20 protein-coding genes and 1 pseudogene are annotated in these 21,305 nt (G+C 61.2%); 13 read left to right on the forward strand and 8 right to left on the reverse strand.

All coding sequences use genetic code 11. The annotated features are described in order from the left end of the window. Positions 1-60: 60 nt before the first annotated feature. Entirely contained in the window at positions 61-2,358 is a 2,298-nt protein-coding gene (gene bglX, locus ACMGF9_RS16900) for a beta-glucosidase BglX (RefSeq protein ID WP_075685280.1), read from the reverse strand. Between the two features lie 112 nt (positions 2,359-2,470). Continuing rightward, on the reverse strand, positions 2,471-3,391 hold the full coding sequence (locus ACMGF9_RS16905; RefSeq protein WP_015377064.1) for a LysR substrate-binding domain-containing protein: 921 nt from the start codon (positions 3,389-3,391) through the stop codon (positions 2,471-2,473). Between the two features lie 118 nt (positions 3,392-3,509). Between ACMGF9_RS16905 and ACMGF9_RS16910 the strand changes: the two genes are divergently transcribed. Together ACMGF9_RS16910 and ACMGF9_RS16915 are read left to right on the forward strand one after the other, a co-directional pair. After that, the gene (locus ACMGF9_RS16910) at positions 3,510-4,664 is read left to right on the forward strand and encodes a pyridoxal phosphate-dependent aminotransferase (RefSeq protein WP_414160331.1); all 1,155 of its coding nucleotides are present in this window, start codon (positions 3,510-3,512) and stop codon (positions 4,662-4,664) included. A gap of 34 nt (positions 4,665-4,698) precedes the next feature. Next, the gene (locus ACMGF9_RS16915) at positions 4,699-5,478 is read left to right on the forward strand and encodes an ABC transporter substrate-binding protein (RefSeq protein WP_015377062.1); all 780 of its coding nucleotides are present in this window, start codon (positions 4,699-4,701) and stop codon (positions 5,476-5,478) included. 34 nt (positions 5,479-5,512) lie between these two features. Here ACMGF9_RS16915 and ddlA read toward each other — a convergent pair whose 3' ends face one another. Continuing rightward, a complete protein-coding gene (ddlA, locus tag ACMGF9_RS16920) occupies positions 5,513-6,616 on the reverse strand; it encodes a D-alanine--D-alanine ligase (protein ID WP_015377061.1) in 1,104 nt (367 codons plus the stop codon). 168 nt (positions 6,617-6,784) lie between these two features. On the opposite strand from ddlA, the gene ACMGF9_RS16925 reads away from it, so the two are divergent. The 3 genes from ACMGF9_RS16925 (at position 6,785) to dld (ending at position 9,612) form a co-directional block, all read left to right on the forward strand. Further along, positions 6,785-6,988, forward strand: coding sequence for a ParD-like family protein (locus ACMGF9_RS16925; RefSeq protein WP_006324220.1), 204 nt, complete (start codon positions 6,785-6,787; stop codon positions 6,986-6,988). After that, positions 6,985-7,779, forward strand: a complete 795-nt coding sequence (gene map, locus ACMGF9_RS16930) for a type I methionyl aminopeptidase (protein ID WP_033642282.1) — start codon at positions 6,985-6,987, stop codon at positions 7,777-7,779. Before ACMGF9_RS16925 ends, map begins: the two co-directional genes overlap by 4 nt. A gap of 126 nt (positions 7,780-7,905) precedes the next feature. Next, on the forward strand, positions 7,906-9,612 hold the full coding sequence (gene dld, locus ACMGF9_RS16935) for a D-lactate dehydrogenase (RefSeq protein ID WP_118892330.1): 1,707 nt from the start codon (positions 7,906-7,908) through the stop codon (positions 9,610-9,612). Between the two features lie 63 nt (positions 9,613-9,675). On the opposite strand, the gene ACMGF9_RS16940 is transcribed toward dld, so the two are convergent. The 3 genes and pseudogenes from ACMGF9_RS16940 to ACMGF9_RS16950 all read right to left on the reverse strand — a co-directional run bounded on the left by ACMGF9_RS16940 (position 9,676) and on the right by ACMGF9_RS16950 (position 12,368). Continuing rightward, on the reverse strand, positions 9,676-10,683 hold the full coding sequence (locus ACMGF9_RS16940; protein ID WP_118892331.1) for a FecCD family ABC transporter permease: 1,008 nt from the start codon (positions 10,681-10,683) through the stop codon (positions 9,676-9,678). Continuing rightward, a pseudogene (locus ACMGF9_RS16945) lies at positions 10,680-11,635 on the reverse strand (ABC transporter substrate-binding protein). Before ACMGF9_RS16945 ends, ACMGF9_RS16940 begins: the two are co-directional and overlap by 4 nt. A 16-nt stretch (positions 11,636-11,651) precedes the next feature. Then, positions 11,652-12,368, reverse strand: coding sequence for an ABC transporter ATP-binding protein (locus tag ACMGF9_RS16950; RefSeq protein ID WP_118892333.1), 717 nt, complete (start codon positions 12,366-12,368; stop codon positions 11,652-11,654). Positions 12,369-12,966: 598 nt separating this feature from the next. On the opposite strand from ACMGF9_RS16950, the gene ACMGF9_RS16955 reads away from it, so the two are divergent. After that, complete coding sequence (locus tag ACMGF9_RS16955; protein ID WP_015377055.1) at positions 12,967-13,818, forward strand: DMT family transporter; 852 nt, start codon at positions 12,967-12,969, stop codon at positions 13,816-13,818. A gap of 57 nt (positions 13,819-13,875) precedes the next feature. Here ACMGF9_RS16955 and ACMGF9_RS16960 read toward each other — a convergent pair whose 3' ends face one another. Next, positions 13,876-14,466, reverse strand: a complete 591-nt coding sequence (locus ACMGF9_RS16960; protein WP_004939641.1) for a Yip1 family protein — start codon at positions 14,464-14,466, stop codon at positions 13,876-13,878. Between the two features lie 205 nt (positions 14,467-14,671). Here ACMGF9_RS16960 and ACMGF9_RS16965 point away from each other — a divergent pair, with 205 nt between their 5' ends. The 7 genes from ACMGF9_RS16965 to ACMGF9_RS16995 all read left to right on the forward strand — a co-directional run bounded on the left by ACMGF9_RS16965 (position 14,672) and on the right by ACMGF9_RS16995 (position 20,093). After that, complete coding sequence (locus ACMGF9_RS16965; RefSeq protein ID WP_004939644.1) at positions 14,672-15,139, forward strand: acyltransferase; 468 nt, start codon at positions 14,672-14,674, stop codon at positions 15,137-15,139. Further along, positions 15,139-15,681, forward strand: coding sequence for a GNAT family N-acetyltransferase (locus ACMGF9_RS16970; RefSeq protein ID WP_118892334.1), 543 nt, complete (start codon positions 15,139-15,141; stop codon positions 15,679-15,681). Before ACMGF9_RS16965 ends, ACMGF9_RS16970 begins: the two co-directional genes overlap by 1 nt. Before the next feature lie 104 nt (positions 15,682-15,785). Further along, positions 15,786-16,637 (forward strand): DUF1460 domain-containing protein, encoded by an 852-nt coding sequence (locus tag ACMGF9_RS16975; protein WP_118892335.1) that lies wholly within the window; start codon positions 15,786-15,788, stop codon positions 16,635-16,637. Between the two features lie 130 nt (positions 16,638-16,767). Next, positions 16,768-17,580: a MetQ/NlpA family lipoprotein gene (locus ACMGF9_RS16980; protein ID WP_118892336.1), complete on the forward strand. Its 813-nt coding sequence runs from the start codon at positions 16,768-16,770 to the stop codon at positions 17,578-17,580. Positions 17,581-17,732: 152 nt separating this feature from the next. Beyond that, positions 17,733-18,182 (forward strand): type II toxin-antitoxin system PemK/MazF family toxin, encoded by a 450-nt coding sequence (locus ACMGF9_RS16985; RefSeq protein WP_004939660.1) that lies wholly within the window; start codon positions 17,733-17,735, stop codon positions 18,180-18,182. Positions 18,183-18,415: 233 nt separating this feature from the next. Further along, a complete protein-coding gene (locus tag ACMGF9_RS16990; protein WP_015377050.1) occupies positions 18,416-19,441 on the forward strand; it encodes a MerR family transcriptional regulator in 1,026 nt (341 codons plus the stop codon). A 112-nt stretch (positions 19,442-19,553) separates the two neighbouring features. Next, positions 19,554-20,093 carry a GNAT family N-acetyltransferase gene (locus tag ACMGF9_RS16995; protein ID WP_033645837.1) on the forward strand — a complete coding sequence of 180 codons (540 nt, stop codon included), beginning with the start codon at positions 19,554-19,556 and terminating at the stop codon, positions 20,091-20,093. Positions 20,094-20,322: 229 nt separating this feature from the next. On the opposite strand, the gene ACMGF9_RS17000 is transcribed toward ACMGF9_RS16995, so the two are convergent. Continuing rightward, positions 20,323-21,243, reverse strand: coding sequence for a DUF808 domain-containing protein (locus ACMGF9_RS17000; RefSeq protein WP_004939666.1), 921 nt, complete (start codon positions 21,241-21,243; stop codon positions 20,323-20,325). Between the last annotated feature and the right edge of the window lie 62 nt (positions 21,244-21,305).

Raw genomic sequence — 21,305 nt, forward strand, 5'->3', positions numbered from 1 at the left:
GTGACATGAGCGGAAAGGGATAGTGCCCCTCTCCCACCGCAGTGAAAGAGGGGGAAAAGGTTACTTCAGGGTAAAACTTTGCGCCTGCACGTTGTCGGAATCCAGGCCGACGAACACGTTGAATTTTCCCGGCTCCGCCCCCCATTTCAGGCTGGCGTTGTAGAACTTCAGATCCTCTTCGCTAATCGGCAGCTCAACCTGCTGCGACTGGCCGGCCTTCAGCGTCACTTTCTTGAAGTTGCGCAGCTCTTTCACCGGCCGGCTGACCGAGGCGGTGACGTCCTGCAGATACAGCTGCACCACCGTGGCGCCGTCGTACTTGCCGGTATTCTTCAGCGTAACGCTGGCGGTTAGCTTGCCGTTGCGCGCCATCGTCGGGCTGGACAATTTCAGATCCGACAGGCTGAAGGTGGTGTAGCTCAGGCCGTAACCGAACGGATACAGCGGGCCGTTCGGCGAATCGAAGTAGCGTGAGGTGTACTTGCCCGGATTCTCCTTGCCGAACGGACGGCCGGTGTTCAGGTGGTTGTAGTACATCGGGATCTGGCCGACCGAGCGCGGGAAGGTCATCGGCAGCTTGCCCGACGGGTTATAGTCGCCGAACAGCACGTCCGCCACCGCGTTGCCGCCCTCGGTGCCGCTGTACCAGGTTTCCAGCATCGCGTCCGCCTGCTCGCTCTCCCAGCTCAGCGCCAGCGGCCGGCCGTTCATCAGCACCAGCACCAGCGGCTTGCCGGTGGCTTTCAGCGCGGCGATCAGATCGCGCTGGCTCTGCGGGATCGTGATGTCGGCGCGGCTGGAGGCCTCATGCGCCATGCCCTGCGATTCCCCCACCACCGCCACCACCACGTCGGCCTTGTTCGCCGCCTGCACCGCTTCGTCGATCATCTGCTGCGGCGAGCGGGTGTCGAACGCCACCGCCGGCTCATACTCGTTGAGATAGTCGATGATGCCTTTATCCTGCGTGACGTTGGCGCCCTTGGCGTACAGAATGCGCGCCTTGTCGCCCACCGCCCGCTCCAGCCCTTCGCGCAGGGTGACCGACTGCTTGACCACCCCGGCGGCTGACCAACTGCCCATCACGTCGCGCTGGCTGTCGGCCATCGGCCCGACCAGCGCAATGGTCGCCTGCTTGCTCAGCGGCAGCGTCTGCTTATCGTTCTTCAGCAGCACCATCGTCTTGCGCGCCACCACCCGCGCTTCGGCGCGGTGCAGGCGGCTTTCGGCGTTGGTGTCCTGCGGATCGGAACCCGCCGGGCCCAGATGCACATACGGATCCTTGAACAGCCCCATGTCGTATTTGGTGTTGAGCACGTCGCGGCAGGCGCGGTCGATATCGCTTTCAGGCACCAGCCCGTCCTTCACCAGACCCGGCAGGTATTTGTCGTAGAACTCGTCGCTCATGCTCATGTCAACGCCGGAGGTGATCGCCAGGCGCACCGCGTCGCGCGCATCGGCGGCCACGCCGTGCTTAATCAGTTCCTTAATCGCGCCGTGGTCGCTGATGGTGATGCCTTTAAAGCCCCACTGCTCGCGCAGCAGATCTTTCAGCAGCCACGGGTTGGCGGTGGCCGGTACGCCGTTCACCGAGTTGAGCGACACCATCACCCCGCCGCTGCCGGCGTCCACCGCCGCTTTATAAGGCGGCAGATAGTCCTGATGCATGCGCAGCGGGCTCATGTCGACCGTGTTGTAATCGCGGCCGCCTTCGACGGCGCCGTACAATGCAAAGTGCTTGACGCTGGCCATCACCGAACCGGGTTTGGCCGGGTCGCCGTTCTGGAAACCGTCGACCATCACCTTGGCGATTTTCGATACCAGCCAGGTGTCTTCGCCGAAGCCTTCGGAGACCCGGCCCCAGCGCGGATCGCGGGTGATATCGACCATCGGCGCGAAGGTCATGTTCAGGCCGTCGTCGCTGGCCTCCTGCGCCGCCACGCGGGCGCTGAGCGCGATGGCTTCCAGATCGAAGCTGGCCGCCAGCCCCAGGCTGATCGGGAACACGGTGCGCTGGCCGTGCACCACGTCATAGGCAAAGAACAACGGGATTTTCAGGCGGCTGAGCTGCATCGCCTGATCCTGCATCACCCGGATATCCGGCCGAGTGACGGTATTGAAGATGGCGCCGATCTGCCCTTTGCGGATCCCCTCGCGGATCGCTTCTTTCGGGTTATCCGGCCCGACGCTGATCAGCCGCAGCTGGCCAATCTTCTCTTCCAGCGTCATCTGCTTCATCAAATGGGACACGAAGGCGTCGCGCTGCTGGACGTGAATGCCCTGCGTTATCGGCGTTTCCTGCGCAAAAGCCGGGCTGAGGGCCAGACCGGACAACATACTCACCACACAAAGCCATTTCATCTTGTTTTATCTCAGGCGTGTTTCCGCCGCCAACGCCGCGGAGTTTAATCGGAGTGAAGAAACAGTTTGCCACACTCTGTTTCATCGCCAAGGGAATTCGCATCGCTAATGTTTACAAAGCATTACAGGTTATCGGCAGGTAATTCTGCAGCCGGGCGCGGCTGTCGGCGGCCTCCGCCGCCAGAAAATCGACCAGCGCGGTTAACGTCGGCGGCGCCACCGTGCGTTCAGGATAGACCAAATAATAGGCCGCGCCGCTGCTGACGCAGAGCGGGAACGGCGTGACGATGCGCTGCGCCTGAATATCCTCCTCCAGCAGGCACAGATCGCCGATGGCGATGCCGAATCCCTGCAGCGCGGCGCTCATCGCCAGATCGAGGGTATCGAAATGCTGGGCCTTGCCGGACGGCAACGCATCGGCGCCCGCCGCCTTCAGCCAGCGCAGCCAGTCGCGCCGATCGCGCGTCGGGTGCAGCAGAGTTTTGTCCGTCAAGTCCGTCAACCGGGCCGCCGGCGGCAGAAACGTCGGCGTGCAGACCGGCGTGAGAATTTCATCGAACAGCAAGTGCGCGGTCAGCTTTTTACCCGGCGGCCGGCCGAATACCACCGCGGCGTCAAACTGCTCGGTACTGAAATCCAGGCCGTGCGACACCGAGGCGGTCAGCTCGATATGCATGTCCGGCCGTTCATTTTGCAGGCGAATGATGCGCGGCAGCACCCAGCGCATGGCGCAGGTCGGGCATTTGATGCGCAGCGCCCCCGGCGGAGCGGCGGCCCGCGTCAGGGCTTCATCCAACTGCCCCAGCGCCTGCTGTACCGGCGCCAGCAGCTGCGCGCCCTGCGGCGTCAGCGCCAGACCGCGCGCCTGGCGGCTGAACAGCGGATAGCCCAGACGCTGTTCCAGCCCGAGGATTTGCCGACTGACCGCCCCCTGCGTCAGGTGCAGCTGCCGGGCGGCATGGGTAAAGTTGAGGCGTTGCGCCACCACCACGAAGGTTTTCAACACGTCGAGCGACGGCAGGGATATCGGCATAGCGAGCCTCGATTAGCTATGATCACAGTGCATGGCAAGTATGACAAACTTTCCCTTGTCCGCCTACGCCGGCTGATGCTTAATCGCTCAACACTTCCCTGTTTGCCTGGAGCCCATCATGCAGAGCGCCTGCTCATCCCGCTCGAAGCTGCCGGACGTCGGCACCACTATCTTCACCGTCATTGGCCAACTCAGCGCCGAACATCAGGCCCTCAACCTGTCGCAGGGCGCGCCCAACTTCGCCGGTGACCCGCAGCTGATCGAGGCAACGGCGCAAGCCATGCGCGCAGGTCATAACCAATACGCGCCGATGAGCGGCGTGGCGGCGTTACGTGCTGCCCTGGCGGAAAAAGCTGAACGATTGTATGGCGCGCGCTATGACGCCGACGAAGAAATCACGGTGATCGCCAGCGCCAGCGAAGGGCTGTACTCGGCGATCAGCGCGCTGGTGCATCCCGGCGACGAGGTGATCTATTTCGAACCGGCATTCGACAGCTATGCGCCGATCGTGCGCCTGCAGGGCGCCACGCCGGTGGCGATCAAGCTGTCGCTGCAGGACTTTCGCGTCGACTGGGACGAAGTGGCCGCCGCCATCAACGGTAAAACGCGCATGATCATCGTCAACACGCCGCACAACCCGACCGGCGCGGTGTTTGACGAGCACGACATCGAACGCCTGACCGCCCTGACCCGCGACACCGACATCGTGCTCCTGTCCGATGAGGTCTACGAGCACGTGGTGTTCGACGGCGATATTCACCACAGCATGGCGCGCTACCCGCAGTTGGGGGAACGCAGCGTGATCGTGTCGTCGTTCGGCAAAACCTACCACGTCACCGGCTGGCGCGTCGGTTACTGCCTGGCGCCGGCGGCGCTGATGGACGAGATCCGCAAGGTGCACCAATTCATGGTGTTCTCCGCCGATACGCCGATGCAGCACGCCTTCGCCGCCGCGCTCGCCAACCCGCAGAGTTACCTGGGGCTGGCGGCGTTTTACCAACAAAAGCGCGATCTGCTGGCCAGCGCCCTGCAGGATTCGCGCTTTGAGCTGCTGCCCAGCCGCGGCAGCTTCTTCATGCTGGCCCGCTTTAGCGGCTTCAGTCACGAAAGCGACAATGATTTCGCCGTGCGCTTGATCCGCGAAGCGAAGGTGGCGACGATCCCGCTGTCGGCGTTCTACAGCGACGGCACCGATACCGGCCTTATTCGGCTGAGTTTTTCCAAAGATAACGAGACCCTGCTGGAAGGCGCGCGCCGCCTGAGCCAGGTGTAATTTTTTGTCCGACCATGGGAAAGGGGCACTGCCTATGAAAGCTTTGAAAACGCTGTTCGCCGCCGGATGCCTGCTGGCCGCCGGCTCTTCTCTGGCGGCGGAAAACAGCCTGCGCTTCGGTCTGGAAGCGCTGTATCCGCCGTTCGAATCCAAATCCGCCAGCGGCAAACTGGAAGGGTTCGACATTGAACTGGGCGATGCGGTGTGCGCCGCCGCGCAGTTGCAATGCAGCTGGGTGGAAACCTCGTTCGACAGCCTGATCCCGGCGCTGCAGGCGCGCAAGTTCGACGCCATCAACTCGGCGATGAACGTGACCGAACAGCGGCGCCAGGCGATCGCCTTTACCGACGCCATCTATCAAGTGCCGAACCGCCTGATCGCCAAGGCCGACAGCGGCCTGCTGCCGGACGCCAAAGCGCTGGCGGGCAAACACGTGGGCGTGCTGCAAGGCTCAATTCAGGAGATCTACGCCAAAACCCATTGGGCGCCGGCGGGCGTGGATGTGGTGTCTTACCAGGATCAGAATCAGGTGTATCTCGATCTGGCGGCCGGTCGGCTCGACGCCACGCTGGTGATGGCGCCGTCGGGGCAAAGCGGCTTCCTGTCGCAGCCGGACGGCAAGGGCTTCGCCTTCGTCGGCGAGGCGGTGCGCGACGACAAAATCCTCGGTGAAGGCATTGCCTTCGGCCTGCGCAAAGGGGATGAGGCGCTGAAGAAGAAACTGGATGCCGCCATCGCCAAAGTGAAACAGCAAGGCACGGTGGCGGCGCTGTCGAAGAAGTATTTCGGCGATATCGACGTGACGGTGAAGTGATGGACGGGGGCGGCACCGCCGCCCCCTGCCGCGTTTAGCGATCGAACACCGAGCTGTTCAGCGCGCGATCCTGCTGGTGGCGCTCCAGCGCCAATTCGATCAGGCGCGTGATCAGCGCCTGGTAGCTGACGCCGCTGGCAGCCCACAGCTTGGGATACATGCTGATGTTGGTGAAGCCCGGCAGCGTGTTGATTTCGTTGATTACCACCTGGTTGTCCGGCGTCAGGAACACATCCACCCGCGCCAACCCGAAGCACTCCAGCGCGCGGAACGCCTTCAGCGCCACCTCGCGGATGTGGTCGCTCACTTCCGGCGCGATCGCCGCCGGCACCACCACCTGAGCGCCCTGCTCATTGATGTATTTGGTGTCGTAGGAGTAGAAAGCGTCGCTCAGCACGATCTCGCCGCATACGCTGGCCTGCGGATCGTCATTGCCCAGAACCGCACACTCGATCTCGCGGCCGACGATCGCCGACTCCACCAGCACCTTGTGATCGAAACTGAAGGCCAGCGCCACCGCCGCGTCAAACTCGGCGCGGTTTTCCACCTTGCTGACCCCGACCGACGAGCCCTGGTTGGCCGGCTTGACGAACAGCGGCAGGCCGAGGCGCTCGCTCAGTTGCTCAAACGTGAACCCGGCGCGATTGGCGCGGGTCAGAGTGACGAACGGCGCCACCGCCAGCCCGGCGTCGCGCAGCAGGCGCTTGGTCACGTCTTTATCCATGCTGACCGCCGAGCCGAGCACCCCGGCGCCGACGAACGGCATATTGGCCATGCGAAGCAACCCCTGCAGTGAGCCGTCTTCCCCCAGCGTGCCGTGCACGATCGGGAAGATGACGTCGAGCTGGCCCAGCGCGCCGGCGCTGCCCGCTTCGATCAGCTGCTGTTTTTCCTGGCCCGGGATCAGCGCCACGTTCTTGTTCGAGCGGTTCAGCGCGATCAACGCCGGGTTCTCGGCATTGAGCAGATAGTTGGAGGCGTCGTTGATGTGCCACTGCCCCTGTTTGTCGATCCCCAGCAGCGTGACGTCAAACTTCTCTTTGTCGATTGCATCCACAATGTTTTTGGCCGACTGCAGCGACACCTCATGCTCCGCCGATTTACCGCCAAAAATCACCCCAACACGTAGTTTAGTCACGCCTTAAATCCTTCTGAAAAATCATGGCAAAAAAGTCGTTTATCACAATAAACGCATTGCCTGGCGGCGGCAATCGTTGTTGCCAGAATCTTCTTACGCCACAGAATGCCACATCGCGACCATCCAAAACGTATACACTTCGTATATTGTTAATTTATGGAGACGCCGATGGGCATCGTAAAAATTTCGGACGCGCTGCATGACGATCTGCGCCTCGCCAGCCTGACCATGACGCGTTCGATCAACGCGCAGGCCGAGTACTGGATCAAGATCGGCATGCTGGCGGAGTTCCATCCGGAACTGACTTACCCGCAACTGGTAAAAAAAATGATGAAAGATAACGCGCTGACGCTGAAGGAGATTGTCGGGTGAAACAGATTGTGATTAAAACGCCGGAAGAGATTGCCAAAATGCGCCATTCCGGCGCTCTGTTGGCTAAAGTGTTTGCTATGCTCGATGAGGTCATCGTCGAAGGCATCTCCACCATGGAGATCAACGACCGCGCCGAGGCGTTTATCGTCGAAGAGCTGAAGTCGCGCCCGGCCAGCAAGGGGCAGTATGATTTCCCCTATGTGCTCAACACCTCCGTGGACGACGTGGTGTGCCACGGCGTGCCGTCGGCCAGCAAAATCCTGCGTTCCGGCATGATCGTCAACGTGGATATCACGCTGGAAAACGGCGGCTACATCGCCGACTCCAGCAAAATGTACTGCATCGGCCAGGTGACGCCGCTGGCCAAACGGCTGGTGAACAACGTCTATGAATCGATGTGGCAAGGCATTCGCGCAGTCAAACCGGGCGCCACTCTGGGGGATATCGGCCACGCCATCCAGCGACACGCCGAACAGGCCGGCTACAGCATCGTGCGGGAATATTGCGGCCACGGCATCGGCCGCGACATGCACGAAGAGCCGGCGGTGCTGCACTACGGTCAACCCGGCAGCGGCATGGCGCTGCAGGAAGGCATGGTGTTCACCATCGAGCCGATGATCAACCAGGGCGACCGCCGCATCAAGCAGAAGAAAGACGGCTGGACGGTGGTGACGCGCGACAAAAAACTGTCGGCGCAGTGGGAGCACACCGTGGCGGTCACCGCCGACGGCGTGGAAATCCTGACGCTGCGCGACGAAGAGCGCCGGGCCGGCTACGCCGAGCGCTACTAAACCCACAAGCCATTAGCTTAATAAGCTGATGGCTTAATAAGTTATTTAATTGATAGCCTCTTAGCTTATTGCGCGGCACCCCGGCGCCGCGGTTAAGGCGACGGGGATGACAGGGAGACAGGCAGCATGCAGTCAGGCAATCAGACGTTTATCAATCAGCTCAAGGACATCGTCGGCGGCCCGCAGCTGTTGACCGGCGATCGCAACACCGAACGGTATCGCAAGGGCTTCCGCTCCGGCGAAGGCCAGGCGCTGGCGGTGGTGTTTCCCACCAGCCTGCTGCAGCTGTGGCGCATTCTGCAGGCCTGCGTGGCCGCCGACAAAATCGTCATCATGCAGGCCGCCAATACCGGCCTGACCGAAGGCTCAACCCCCAGCGGCAACGACTATGATCGCGATATCGTCATCGTCAGCACCCTGCGCCTCGATCATATTCAGGTGCTGGACAACGGCAAGCAGGTGGTCGGTTTTCCCGGCAGCACCCTGCACCACCTCGAGAAATTGCTCAAACCCTACGGCCGCGAACCGCATTCGGTGATCGGCTCTTCCTGCATCGGCGCCTCGGTGATTGGCGGCGTGTGCAACAACTCCGGCGGCTCGCTGGTGAAACGCGGCCCGGCCTATACCGAAATGGCGCTGTACGCCCAGCTAGGGGAAGACGGCCAGCTGCGCCTGGTGAACCATCTGGGCATCCGGCTTGGCGACACGCCGGAAGAGATCCTCACCCGGCTGGAAAAAGGCGACTATCGCCCGAGCGACGTCGAATACGGCGAGCTGCGCGCCTCGGATAACGAATACGCCAGCCGGGTGCGCGACGTCGATGCCGACACCCCTTCCCGCTTCAACGCCGACAAACGCCGCCTGTACGAGGCCTCCGGCTGCGCCGGCAAGCTGGCGGTGTTCGCGGTGCGGCTTGACACCTTCGAGAAAGAGGGCAAAGAGCAGGTGTTCTATATCGGCACCAACGACACCGCGGTGCTGACCGAACTGCGCCGCCACATGCTGAGCAAATTCGAAAACCTGCCGGTGGCCGGTGAATACATGCACCGCGATATCTTCGACATCGCCGAGGTGTACGGCAAAGACACCTTCATGATGATCGACAAGCTCGGCACCGATCAGATGCCGCGCTTCTTCACCCTGAAAGGCCGCATGGACGCCAGCCTCAACAAGCTGCCGCTGCTGCCGCACAACCTGACCGATCGGCTGATGCAGGGCCTGAGCCATCTGGCGCCGAGCCACCTGCCGAAACGCATGAAGGAATACCGTGAACGTTTCGAACACCATCTGCTGCTGAAGATGGCCGGCCCCGGCGTGGAAGAGGCCCAGCGCTACCTGACCGACTATTTCGCCCAGGCCGAAGGCGCCTTCTTCGCCTGCACGCCTGACGAAGGCAAAAAGGCCTTCCTGCACCGCTTCGCCGCCGCCGGCGCCGCGGTGCGCTACCACGCGGTGCACGCCGACAAGGTGGAGGATATTCTGGCGCTGGACATCGCCCTGCGCCGCAACGACACCGACTGGTTCGAAACGCTGCCGCCGGAGATCGACAGTCAGTTGGTGCATAAGCTGTATTACGGCCACTTTATGTGCCACGTCTTCCACCAGGACTACGTGGTGAAAAAAGGCGTGGACAGCCATGCACTGAAAGAAAAGATGCTCGAGATCCTCAACCGGCGCGGCGCCGAGTACCCGGCGGAGCATAACGTCGGCCACCTGTACCACGCCAAACCGGATCTGCAGGCGTTCTACCGCACCGCCGATCCGACCAACAGCTTCAACCCCGGCATCGGCAAAACCAGCAAACGCAAAGGCTGGGCCGAAGACCCCCGCTAAGAGCGCCCGATTGGCCTGCCGAGGCGGGCCACCTCACCTTCCTGTTGACCTTCAATGGCCCATTCAGCGTTCCGCACGCAGCAGCAAGGAGACGATGAACGCGCCCCCCAGCCCCGCCGTAATGATGCCGATGGGCAGCTCCTGATTGGGGATCAGGCTGCGGCTGAGCATGTCGCCGCCGGTCAGCAGCATCGCCCCCAGCAGGCCGCACATCGGCACGGACAAGCGGTGGCGCACGCCCACCAGGCGCCGTGCCAGATAAGGCACCATCAGCCCGACAAAACCGATCACGCCCGTCAGCGAAACGAGAAACGCCGTGGACAGTGCGCAGCACAGAAAGGTCTCGGTGCGCAGGCGCGCGACGTTGACCCCCATCGAATGGGCGGTGTGCTCGCCCGCCAGCAGCGCGTCCAGCGCCCGCCAACGCAGCGCCGTAAACCCGGCCAGCAGCACGAAACTCGCCAACGGAATGAACAGATTATCCCAACGCGCCAGCCCCAGCCCGCCCAGCGACCAGAACAACACCGAGCCGGCCGCCCGCTGATCGCCGGAAAACACCAGGTAGCTGGTGAGCGCGCTGAACAAAAACGAGACCGCCAGGCCGCAGACGATCAGCTGCTCGGCGCGCCTGACCCGGCTGACGCGAAACAGGATCATCACCGCCATCGCGGACAAAATGCCGCCGGCGAAAGCGGACAGCGGCAACGTCAGCGCGCCCAGCGCATCGCCGAAGCGCGTGATGACCAGCACCGCGCCGGCGGAGGCGCCGGAGGAGAGCCCAAACAGAAAAGGATCGGCCAGCTCATTGCGGGTGGTAGTCTGCAGTAACGCGCCGGTCATCGCCAGCCCGGCGCCGGTCAACGCCGCCAACAGGGCTCTGGGCATTCGCAGTTGCACGACGATGGTATCCAGCATGCCGGAGAGGGGCGCCGAACCGAGCCCTAACGCCGCCAACGCCTGCCGCCATGACAGCGCAACACTGCCCAGCTGCAGGCTCCAGACCATTAATCCGCACAACGTCAACAGCGCCAGCGGCGCGAGCAGCATAAATCGCCGGGTCGGCGAGTTCATTCAGCCTCCGGCGCGTACAGCGCCCGCGCCAGCTTTTCCACCGCGCCGATGTTGGCCGGCCCCGGCGTCAGCTCCGCATACTGCAGTTTCAGATAACGGTGGTGCCGTACCGCGGGGGTCAATTTCATCAACGGGTGAGACTCGAGGAAACGCCGCAGCACATCGGCCCCCGAACCGGTCTGGTAATCCAGCAGAATAATGAAGTCGGGCTCGGCCGCCGCCACCGCCTCCCAGGACGCCGTCGTCCAGCTCGCCGGCAAACCGTCCATCACGTTGCGGCCGCCCGCCGCTTCGATGATCGCCGTCGGCATGGCGTATTTGCCGCTGGTAAAAGGCTTCTCCCCCCCGAGTCATAGACGAACACCTTGAGCGGCGTCTGACCCGCCGTCCTGACTGGCAGCGCAGCCAACCGGCGGCGCCAGCCTTCAACCAACGCGGCTGCCTCTTGCGGCTTGCCGAAAATCTTGCCGAGCTTTAGCTCATCGTCATACAGCAGGTTCATATCGGCCTTCTGCGGCCGCCCGCCGGCCTGCACGCAGCTCTCGCTCAACACCAGCGTTTTGATTCCGAACGGGGCGAGCTTCTCCGGCGTGACGTCGCCGCCGATCTTCATGCCGTAATTCCAGCCGGCGAAGAAGAAATCCGGCTGCGCCGCCAGCAACGTTTCCAAAGCGGGATATTTCGGTGCCAGTTCGGGAATGGCGCCCATCGCGGCCTTGAAGTCGGGCGTCAGTTTGTACCAGCCGGTGATGCCGGTCAGCCCGACAATGCGATCCTGCAGATGGAGCGCAAAGACCATCTCGGCCATGTTGATGTCGTTGATGACGGCGCGTTGAGGCGCCTGGTTGAAGGTGATCGGCGAACCGCAGCTGTCTACGGTGACGGGAAATTTTTCGGCCGCCGCCGCCCCGCCGGCCAGCAGCAGGAGCAGGGGGAATACGCGTGTGTTCATATTTCTCTCTGGTTTATCAAGCGCAATGGGGAACGTCAAAAATACGCAGCGTTTTCCCGCTGACGGGGTGCGCCACCTTGAAACTGTTCATGCCGAACACCGGCAGAATAACCGGGGTCTGCAACACCGCCTCGGGCGTACCACAGGCTACCTGGCGGCTTTCGTTGAGCACCAGGATCCGATCGGCAAACGCCTCCGCCACGGGCAAATCGTGCAGCACCGCAATCACGGCGATATCTTTATTTTTCACTAACGACAGCAGCGCCGAGCGCCCGCGCGGATCGAGATGATTGGTCGGTTCATCCAGCAACAACAGCTCGGGAGACTGCGCCAACGCCCGGGCCAGTGCGGCGCGCTGGCGCTGGCCGCCCGAGAGCCGCCCCAACGGGTGGTGCCTGAGCGGCGCCAGCCCGGTTTCCCCGATGGCCTCATCAACGATGCGCTTTCCCGTCGCAGAGCGTTCGCCATGCGGTAAACGGCCCAACGCCACGTAATCCTCAACCGAAAGCCGCAAATCCGGCAGATCGTTTTGCGCCAGAAAGGCGATGCTTCTGGCGCGCTCCGCCGCCGGCCACGCGGACAAGGCGCGCCCTCGCCAGTAAATGCCGCCGCTGTCCGGCCGCGTTTCGCCGATCAGGGTGCGCAACAGGCTGGACTTGCCGCTGCCGTTGGGGCCGATCACCGCCAGCTTCTCACCGGCGCGGAGCGCGAAATGGATGTTGTCGAGTATCAATGCCCCGCCGTGGCCGGTCAGGCTAACTCCATCAACATGGAGGATGTCGTGAGCTGAATTCATCATGCATGAATTGTTATATTATAACATATCAGTGTTTTTACCACGATTGCTCGCCTTCTGCAAAAGCGAATCGCAAACTCTTATGCCGCACGCGCTGCGTGAAGCAAGGCAGAGGGCAAGCCGCGCCCTGCGTCAAAACGGCGTGGTTAAAGCAACATAGCACACCTTTTTATTAATGATAATGATTTTCATTATCATTAATGTCTCTGTGATTTCCGATTGCACGCCCCGCTGAACTTGGTTATGTTTGAAGCGATTCGTCTCATTCCCGATTTTCAGGAACTCACATGACCTACCTGGCGCACAGTACAGATCCGACAAACGCGACCGTTCCGGCCGTCGTTTTGCTGTGTGCTTCCTCCGCCCCACCCGCCGTTTCTTCTGTCGTTTCTGCGGTTGCCGCTTACCCGCCACGCCTTGTGGTTGTGCGTTAAGCCAAACCGACTTTTTACCTCCGGCTTAGTGATCTGTTGCGTTCAGGCGTAGACCGCCGCGCGCGCCGGAGCCTGTAATTTTCACGACAGGTGAAATTGATATGCGATTACCTTCTCTCTGGGCCAATGCCGGCCTGGCTACGCTGTTCGTCCTGCTCTGGAGCAGCGGCGCGATCTTCTCCCGTTGGGGATTGGAGCACGCCTCCGCCTTCGCTTTTCTGTTCTTCCGCTGCGCCATCGCGCTGGCGGTGCTGTTGGCCATCGGCCTGTGGCGGCGCCAGTGCCTGCCCGCCCCCGGCACCCGCCGGCGCGTCGCGCTGATCGGCGTGTTGATGATCGGCAGCTATCAGATCTGCTATCTGCTGGCGTTGGAACAGGGCATTACGCCCGGCGTGCTGGCCACATTACTCGGCGTACAGCCGATCCTCACCCAGTTCATCACCGAACGGCGCTGCACCGGGCTGCGCGCATTCGGGCTGGCGCTGGCGATGGCCGGGCTGACGCTGGTGGTGTACCAAAGCCTGATGGTGGCTCATTTCTCGCCGAGCGGCATGCTGTTCGCCTTTATCGCATTGGGGAGCATGACCGCCGGTACCCTGCTGCAAAAGGGCATGACACAGCCGCCGCTGGCGGTCTTGCCGCTGCAGTATGCCATCGGGCTATTGATGTGTACGCTGGCGCTGCCGTTTGAGCCGCTGCGGGTCGACTGGCGGCCTGAGTTCGTGCTGCCGCTGCTGTGGATGGCGGTGGTGATCTCGGTGCTGGCGACGTTCTTGCTGTATCGCCTGATCCAGCGCGGCAACCTGGTGCAGGTCACCAGCCTGTTCTATCTGATCCCGGCGGTGACCGCCCTGCTGGATTATCTGCTGCTCGGCCACGCGCTGGCCGCGCTGAGCCTGTTGGGGATGGCGGGCATCGTGCTCGGCGTGATGCTGGTTTTCCGCCGCGCATAAAAGCAAAAGCCCCCGCGCCGTTCCACCGGCGCGGGGGCGACAACAACAGCCGTTAACTCAGAATAACCAGGAACCGTACCCCCACAGCAGCACCGTCACCCCAAGCAGCAGCTCGAGCAACAGGATGCCGATAGCGAAGGTCGAGCTGGAGAAGATGAACCCTTCCTTACTGTCGATATTCAGGAAGTGCGGGATCCCCAGATTCAGCAGATAGCCCGAATAGCACAGGCCGATAATGCCGACAAACAGACACAGCCAGACGACCGGATAGAGCGCCACAATCCCGCTGAGGAACATCGGGGTCGCCACGTAGCCGGCGAACACCATGCAGCGGTGCAGGCTGGGGCGCGATTCATAGCGCCGCGCCATCCAGTGAATGACTTTCCCCATGGCCGCTACGCCCGCCAGCATCAGCAGGTAGAACGCCACGGCGGTATAAAGCGCGGTAAACATGTCGAGCCTGATGGCATGTCCCTCGCCGGAGAGCCAGCCCAACTGGGTGGTGCCGATAAAGGCGCAGACCACCGGAATGGCTGCCAAGAGCAACACGTGATGGGTGTATAGGTGCGAGACGCTTTCATTCTCGCTTTTGATCTGTTCGAACTCGGCGCTGGGATGCGCCAGAAGTCCCCAAACATGACTGACCATGAGACACCTCCAATCTCGCCGTAGGCCGCGATCGGCGAACGAATTTCACACCTCTGACGGACTGCTACCCGTGCGAGGATTGCGGCCACGGGGCTCTCTCCCCTGTACTAATTATAGTCTTTCGGCGAAAAAACGTGCGGAAAGCGCAACGCCGCGGCGCTTTGTCTTATACTCCCACCATGAAAACCAGGCTGTGAGGAAGGTCATGTCATCCGTTATCACCACCCGCCAGGCGGGGATCGTCGACGTCGAAGCCGGGCGCAACGTTACCGTGATCGAACCCTGCAATCTGTACGGTTGCCGGCTCGGTGACGATGTCTTCGTCGGCCCGTTCGTCGAGATCCAGCGCCACGTCAGCATCGGCGCGCGCAGTAAAATTCAGTCGCACAGCTTTATCTGCGAATACGTCACCCTCGGCGAAGCGTGCTTTGTCGGCCACGGCGTCACCTTCGCCAACGATCTGTTCAAAGACGGCGCGCCCAATGCCGATCCGGCCAGCTGGGGGCGCACCTGCATCGGCGATCGGGTGTCCATCGGCTCCGGCGCCACGATCCTGGCGGTGGAGATCTGCAGCGACGCGGTGATCGGCGCCGGGGCGGTCGTGACCCGCGACATCACCCGCAAGGGGATCTACGCCGGCAACCCGGCGCGTCTGCTGCGGGAGCTGCCGTAATGACCCCGGCCATCCGCATCGCGGCCATTGAGACGTTGCCCGACGATTATCTGGCCCGCGGCGATTTCAGCTTCACCATCGCCTGTTACGCCCTGCCGCAGTTCGACAGCCCGGTCGACAGCTGGCCAACCCGCCCGGTGGCACCGTTTCGCAAACGCTATCCCCTGGCGCCGTTCGCCAACGAAGACAGCGTGACCTTCCTGGCGTATCGCCAGGACGACGCCGTTGGCCATATTACGCTGAGCAAAAACTGGAACGGTTACACCCTGATCGACGAGATCGCGGTCAGCGCTGACGCGCGCCGTCAGGGCATCGCCGGGGCGCTGCTGGACTGCGCCAAACAGTGGGCGCGGCAGCAGGAAACCTCAGGTATGATGCTCGAAACGCAGAACAACAATCTGGCGGCCTGCCGCTGCTACCAGCATTACGGGTTTATTCTCGGCGGCATCGATCGTTTGCTGTACCGCGCCGAGCCGGAGATCGCCGATCACGAAATCGCGCTGTTCTGGTATTTGCCGTTCAATAGCGAAATCGGTTACTGATTTATCGATTGCCATTGAGGCTATGTTTACTTTTTAACCCCTACCATCGGATGAGAACTGTTATCACTTACTCTGATAAACCAGCGACACCCAGGGAGGGCCGTATGAACAAGAACAAGGCTGTTTTACTGATGTTAGCTATCGCCATGAGCGGATGCGCCGATCGCCCCACCGCCGTCACCCCCGCAACGCCGCCGACCGACGCCGCCGTTTCGCCGCCGAACCTGCAACCGCAGATAGACGCCAGCACCCGCAGCAAGCTGCGTGAGATCCTCGCGCTGCGCGCCGGTTGGCCCGCCGCGCAGCCGCATGGCCGCACCGTCGATTTGATTTCGCGTGAATTCCTCGGCACGCTCTACCTCGCCAACCGCCTGATCGGCTCGCAGAGCACGCCCGAGCAACTGGTGATCGACTTCCGCGGGCTGGATTGCTTCACCTACATCGATTATGTGGAAGCGCTCAGCACCGCCCGCAGCGAGACCGAGTTCGTTCAGCGTCTGGTAGACATTCGCTACGTCGACGGCAAAATCGCCTTCCCGCAGCGCAAACACTTCTTCACCGACTGGGCGCAGCGGCCGAAAAAAGTGGCCGAAGACATCACCGCCCAGCTCAGCCCACACGCCGTCACCCTCGTGAAAAACCTCAACCAGAAGGCGGACGGCAGCAGCTACCTGCCCGGTTTGCCCAACGTACAGCGCAGCGTGACCTACATTCCCAGCGACCGCGTCGACGACAAGGTGCTGGCCCAACTGCGCACCGGCGACTACATCGGCATTTACACCAACCTCGCCGGGCTGGACGTGACCCACACCGGCATCTTCGTGATGACCGACAACGGCCCGGTGCTGCGCAACGCCTCTTCGCGCAAAGCCAACATGCGGGTGGTCGATTCGCCCTTTATGGATTACGTGATGGCTACGCCGGGCATCGTCGTGCTGCGTTCGCTCAGCCGATAACTCCCCGCTGCATAACGGCTATAAGCTATAGCCGTTTATGCTGAACGAGCGTTTGACTTCATCGGCGGTTCAGGCTTAGCTGTAAGAACAAAAACCAACTGATTTTATTGTTCTTTTCAGGGAGACTTCGATGACCTTACGCTGGCGTATCACCCCTCTGGCGGCGGCCTTCGCCGCCGTATTGGCGCTGCAGGGCTGCGATCAAAAAACCGACCAAAACCATATCAAAGTCGGCGTCATCAACGGCGCGGAACAGGACGTGGCGGAAGTCGCCAGGCAGGTGGCGAAAGAGAAATATGGGGTGGACGTCGAGCTGGTCGGCTTCAGCGGCTCGCTGTTGCCGAACGACGCCACCGACAAGGGAGAACTGGACGCCAATGTGTTCCAACACCGCCCATTCCTCGAACAGCAAAACAAAGATCACGGCTACAAGCTGGTGGCGGTCGGCAATACCTTCGTCTTCCCGATGGCCGGCTACTCCAAAAAGATAAAATCGCTGAAAGAGCTGCCGGACGGCGCGGTGATCGCCATCCCGCTCGATCCGACCAACCTGGGGCGCGCCCTGCTGCTGCTGGAAAAAACCGGGCTGATTAGCCTGAAGCCTGGTAAGGGGCTGCTGCCTACCGCGCTGGACATCAGCGCCAACCCGCATCGTTATCAGATCATGGAGCTGGAAGGCGCGCAGTTGCCGCACGTGCTGGACGATCCGAAAGTCACCGTCGCCGTCATCAGCACCACCTACATCAACCAGACTGGCCTGTCGCCGACCAAAGACGGCATCTTCATCGAGGATAAAGACTCGCCGTACACCAACATCATCGTCACCCGCGAAGACAACAAGGACGCGCCGAACGTGCAGAACTTCATCAAGGCCTATGAGTCGGATGAAGTGGCCAAAGCCGCCGAAAAAATCTTCAACGGCGGCGCGGTGAAAGGCTGGTAAATTCGGCCACCATCAAGGCGGATTCTGCGTACGAATCCGCAATATTTCACTTTCATTCCCCGTTTCCTTACGCCACACCTTTCTCTAAAAGCAAAACGCCCGCATGCTCATTCCTCCATAACACGGATTGTTCACAACAAAGGAGTGTCTCGATGCCGATCAAATTTGCCCCCAAGGTCGGGGAAATTCTTGAGTGCAACTATGGCAACTATCCCCTATCAGTCTGCCAACCGCATGAAGCCGGCTTTTATGATGGCCACATTCCACCAGAAATGGTGAAGAACCGTTTAGTTGTTGTGTTAAATGGCAAAATTAACGGCAACGCCTGCATTATCGTACCGCTGTCGACCACCAGAGATTCGAACAAGATCGAACGGGGATTGCACATCGAAATTACGCGTGAACTCATCGAAGATATGAGATTCTTTCATCCGCAAACCCGCTGGGCAAAGGGCGATCTGGTGCAGCAAGTCAGCCGCCAACGGCTGAACAGAGCCCGTAAAGAGAGAGGCTTTCTTACCCAGTGTCTGTCGCGCGAGCTTGTTGCTGACATACAACGCGCCGTCATTAAGTCGATCAACGCCAAAAATATGCTGTTCTGACCAGTACGCTGTTGTTGACAAAACAGACAAATCAGGTGAAATTGTCGCCGTAGCCGATAAAGGCCCTTATGTTATACCCTCCCTTTCAGGGACCTGCGAAGCCCAGCCATCCAGCTGGGCTTTTGCCTATCAAGCGCCCACCGATTTTTAAAACGTCATCTTTTCTTCCCGCTCTTGACCCTTACGTGGCGTCAGGCTTTAGTATCCTGGCACGCACAAGGGAGGAGCTACATATGTTATTGAAAGTCGGCGAACTGGCGCGCCGTTCCGGCATTACCGTTCGCACACTGCATCACTACGACAGCATTGGCTTGCTGGTCCCTTCTGCGCGTTCCGACGCCGGTTATCGTTTATACAACCGGGCTGACATCACCCGCTTGCACCACATCCAGGCGCTGCGCCGGATGGGCGTTTCGCTGGCGGAAGTCGGGGCAATTCTGGCGCGTTCAGGGCTGGCGCTTCCGGCGGTGATTGAGCAGCAGATCGCCATGTTGGACCAGCAGTTGGCACAGATCGCCGCATTGCGCGGCCGGCTGCAATACATGCATGCCCAACTCTCCGCCGGGCACGAACCAGAACTGAACGACTGGCTAACTACGTTGGAGTTAATGACCATGTACGATAAATACTTTACCGCCGATGAGCTGGCGCAACTGCCGTTCTACCAGGCCGATCCCACCCGCAATCAGGAATGGGCTGCATTGGTGAGCAGCGTGGGACAACTGATGGCGGAAGGCGTCGAACCTCAGGCGCCACAGGCACAGGCGCTGGCGCGCCGCTGGATGCTGATGCTGGAGCGCGACACCGCCGGCAACCCGGCCTTTCTCACCCGGCTGAACGCCATGCACGCCGACGAACCGTCGATGCGCGAACAGACCGGCATTACACCGACGATGACGGACTACATCACCCGCGCCTTTGCCGAAACCAAGCTGGCTGTCTATCAAAAATACCTGTCGGCGGAAGAGTACGCCTATGTGCGTCAACACTATTTCACCCGCCTGCAGGAGTGGCCGGCTCTGATCGCTCAATTCCATCAAGCGATGAACGACGGCATACCGTCCGATTCGCCGGAGGCAGTGCGATTGGCGGCCAGTTGGCTGGCGCTGTTCCAATCCTATGCAGGCACCAACCCGGCGACGCAAATGAAGATCCGCGAAGCGATGGAACGGGAACCCTCGCTGACCGAGGGCACCTGGCTGACTCCGCCGCTGCTGGCCTATCTGCGCCAGGCCGTGACCCGGCTGATGCGCGGTTGACGACCCCATAGGGTTTTCTTATCTCACCATAAGAAAACCCGATTTACCCCGGCGGCAAGCGGCGCGCATAATGGCGTTTATCCGCTGATTTTCAAGGTAAACAGCCATCACCATGACGCTCTCCGCTCCCGTACTCAGCCTCCTTGACGCCACACCGGACGATATGGCCGCCGTGCAGCGTATTTACACCCACCACGTGCTGCACGGAGCCGCCTCGTTTGAAGAACAACCGCCGACGCTGGCGGAAATGCAGCTGCGGCTGGCCAAGGTGCAAGCAGCCGGGCTGCCCTGGCTGGTGGCGAAAAGTGAAGGCCGTATTGTGGGCTACTGCTATGCCACGCCGTATCGCCCCCGGCCGGCTTACCGCTTTACCGTGGAAGACTCGGTGTACATCGCCGAAGGGCAGCAGGGCAAAGGCGTCGGCAAGGCGCTGCTGAGCGCACTGATCGCCCGCTGCGAGCAAGGCCCCTGGCGCCAGATGCTGGCGATCGTCGGTGATTCCGCCGCCAACCGCGGCTCGCTGGCGCTGCACCAGTCGCTCGGCTTTACCAGCGTCGGGACGTTAAAGGCCGTGGGATTCAAGCTGGGGGAATGGCGCGACACCCACATCATGCAGCGCGCGCTGGGCGCGGGCGACAATCAGCATCCTTGAAGGCATGGCGACGCACGATAGGGAGTTAGCGTCTATAGTGAAGAGTGATTTCATTGAGTTAGCGCCAATCGCACGCCACCTTTAACCGGTAAGGGAGAATCAAATGAAAATTATTCTGTGGATAGTCGCCATCATCTTTATCGTGGGTTTGTTGACGATTACCGGCGTTCTCAAACTGATCTTTTAATGCGCTTAATACGTCCCGCCCCTTCCGGGGCGAGACTTTTCATCATGCCTTGAAACGCGCGCGTACCGCCCCCAGCGCCGATACCACCGCCAGCACCACGCCGCCGGCCACCAGCCCGAACGCCACGTTCAGCAGGGCCGGAACCACACCCTGCAAAAGATGGCCAAACGTCGGCACCACGGTGGTGTACGAGGCCCAATCTTCGAACAGGTGATGCACCGGCGGCAGACCGTGGGTCAGAATACCGCCGCCGACCATAAACATGGCGACAGTGCCGACGATCGACAGCGTTTTCATCAGATAAGGCGCGGCGCGCACGATGCCGCTGCCGATGGCGCGCGCCAACGCGCTGCCTTTGCGGCTCAGGTACAGCCCCAGATCGTCCAGCCTGACGATGCCGGCGACAATGCCGTACACACCGAGCGTCATCACGACGGCGATGCCGCACAAGACGATCACCTGCTGGCTGAAGGTGGCGCCGGCGACCGTGCCCAAGGTGATGGCGATAATCTCGGCGGACAGCACAAAATCGGTGCGTATCGCCCCTTTCACCTTGCGCTTCTCATAGGCTGCGGCATCCTCATTGGCGCCGGGCCCGTCCGATTTTTCCTCCTGTGCCGCCTTGCCGTGGCTCAGGCTGTGAAACACCTTTTCGAACCCTTCGTAACACAGGTAGGCGCCGCCCACCATCAGCAGCGGCGTAATCGCCCAGGGCGCGAAGGCGCTGATCAAGAGCGCCAACGGCACCAGGATCGCCTTGTTGATCAGCGAGCCTTTAGCGACGCTCCACACCACCGGCAGCTCGCGGTCGGCTTTAACGCCGGTGACCTGCTGCGCGTTGAGCGCCAGATCGTCCCCCAACACCCCGGCGGTTTTTTTCGCCGCCATCTTGCTCATTAAAGAGACATCGTCCAGCAATGAGGCGATGTCGTCGATAAGGGTAAGTAAACTACTTCCTGCCAAAATGATTCATCCTTTTCATATTCACGGGCCATTCTATGTTTAGCATAGCGGTAAAGCGTCAT

The sequence above is a fragment of the Serratia sp. BNK-23 genome, assembly GCF_047456145.1.
GTDB classification, from domain to species: domain Bacteria; phylum Pseudomonadota; class Gammaproteobacteria; order Enterobacterales; family Enterobacteriaceae; genus Serratia; species Serratia nematodiphila.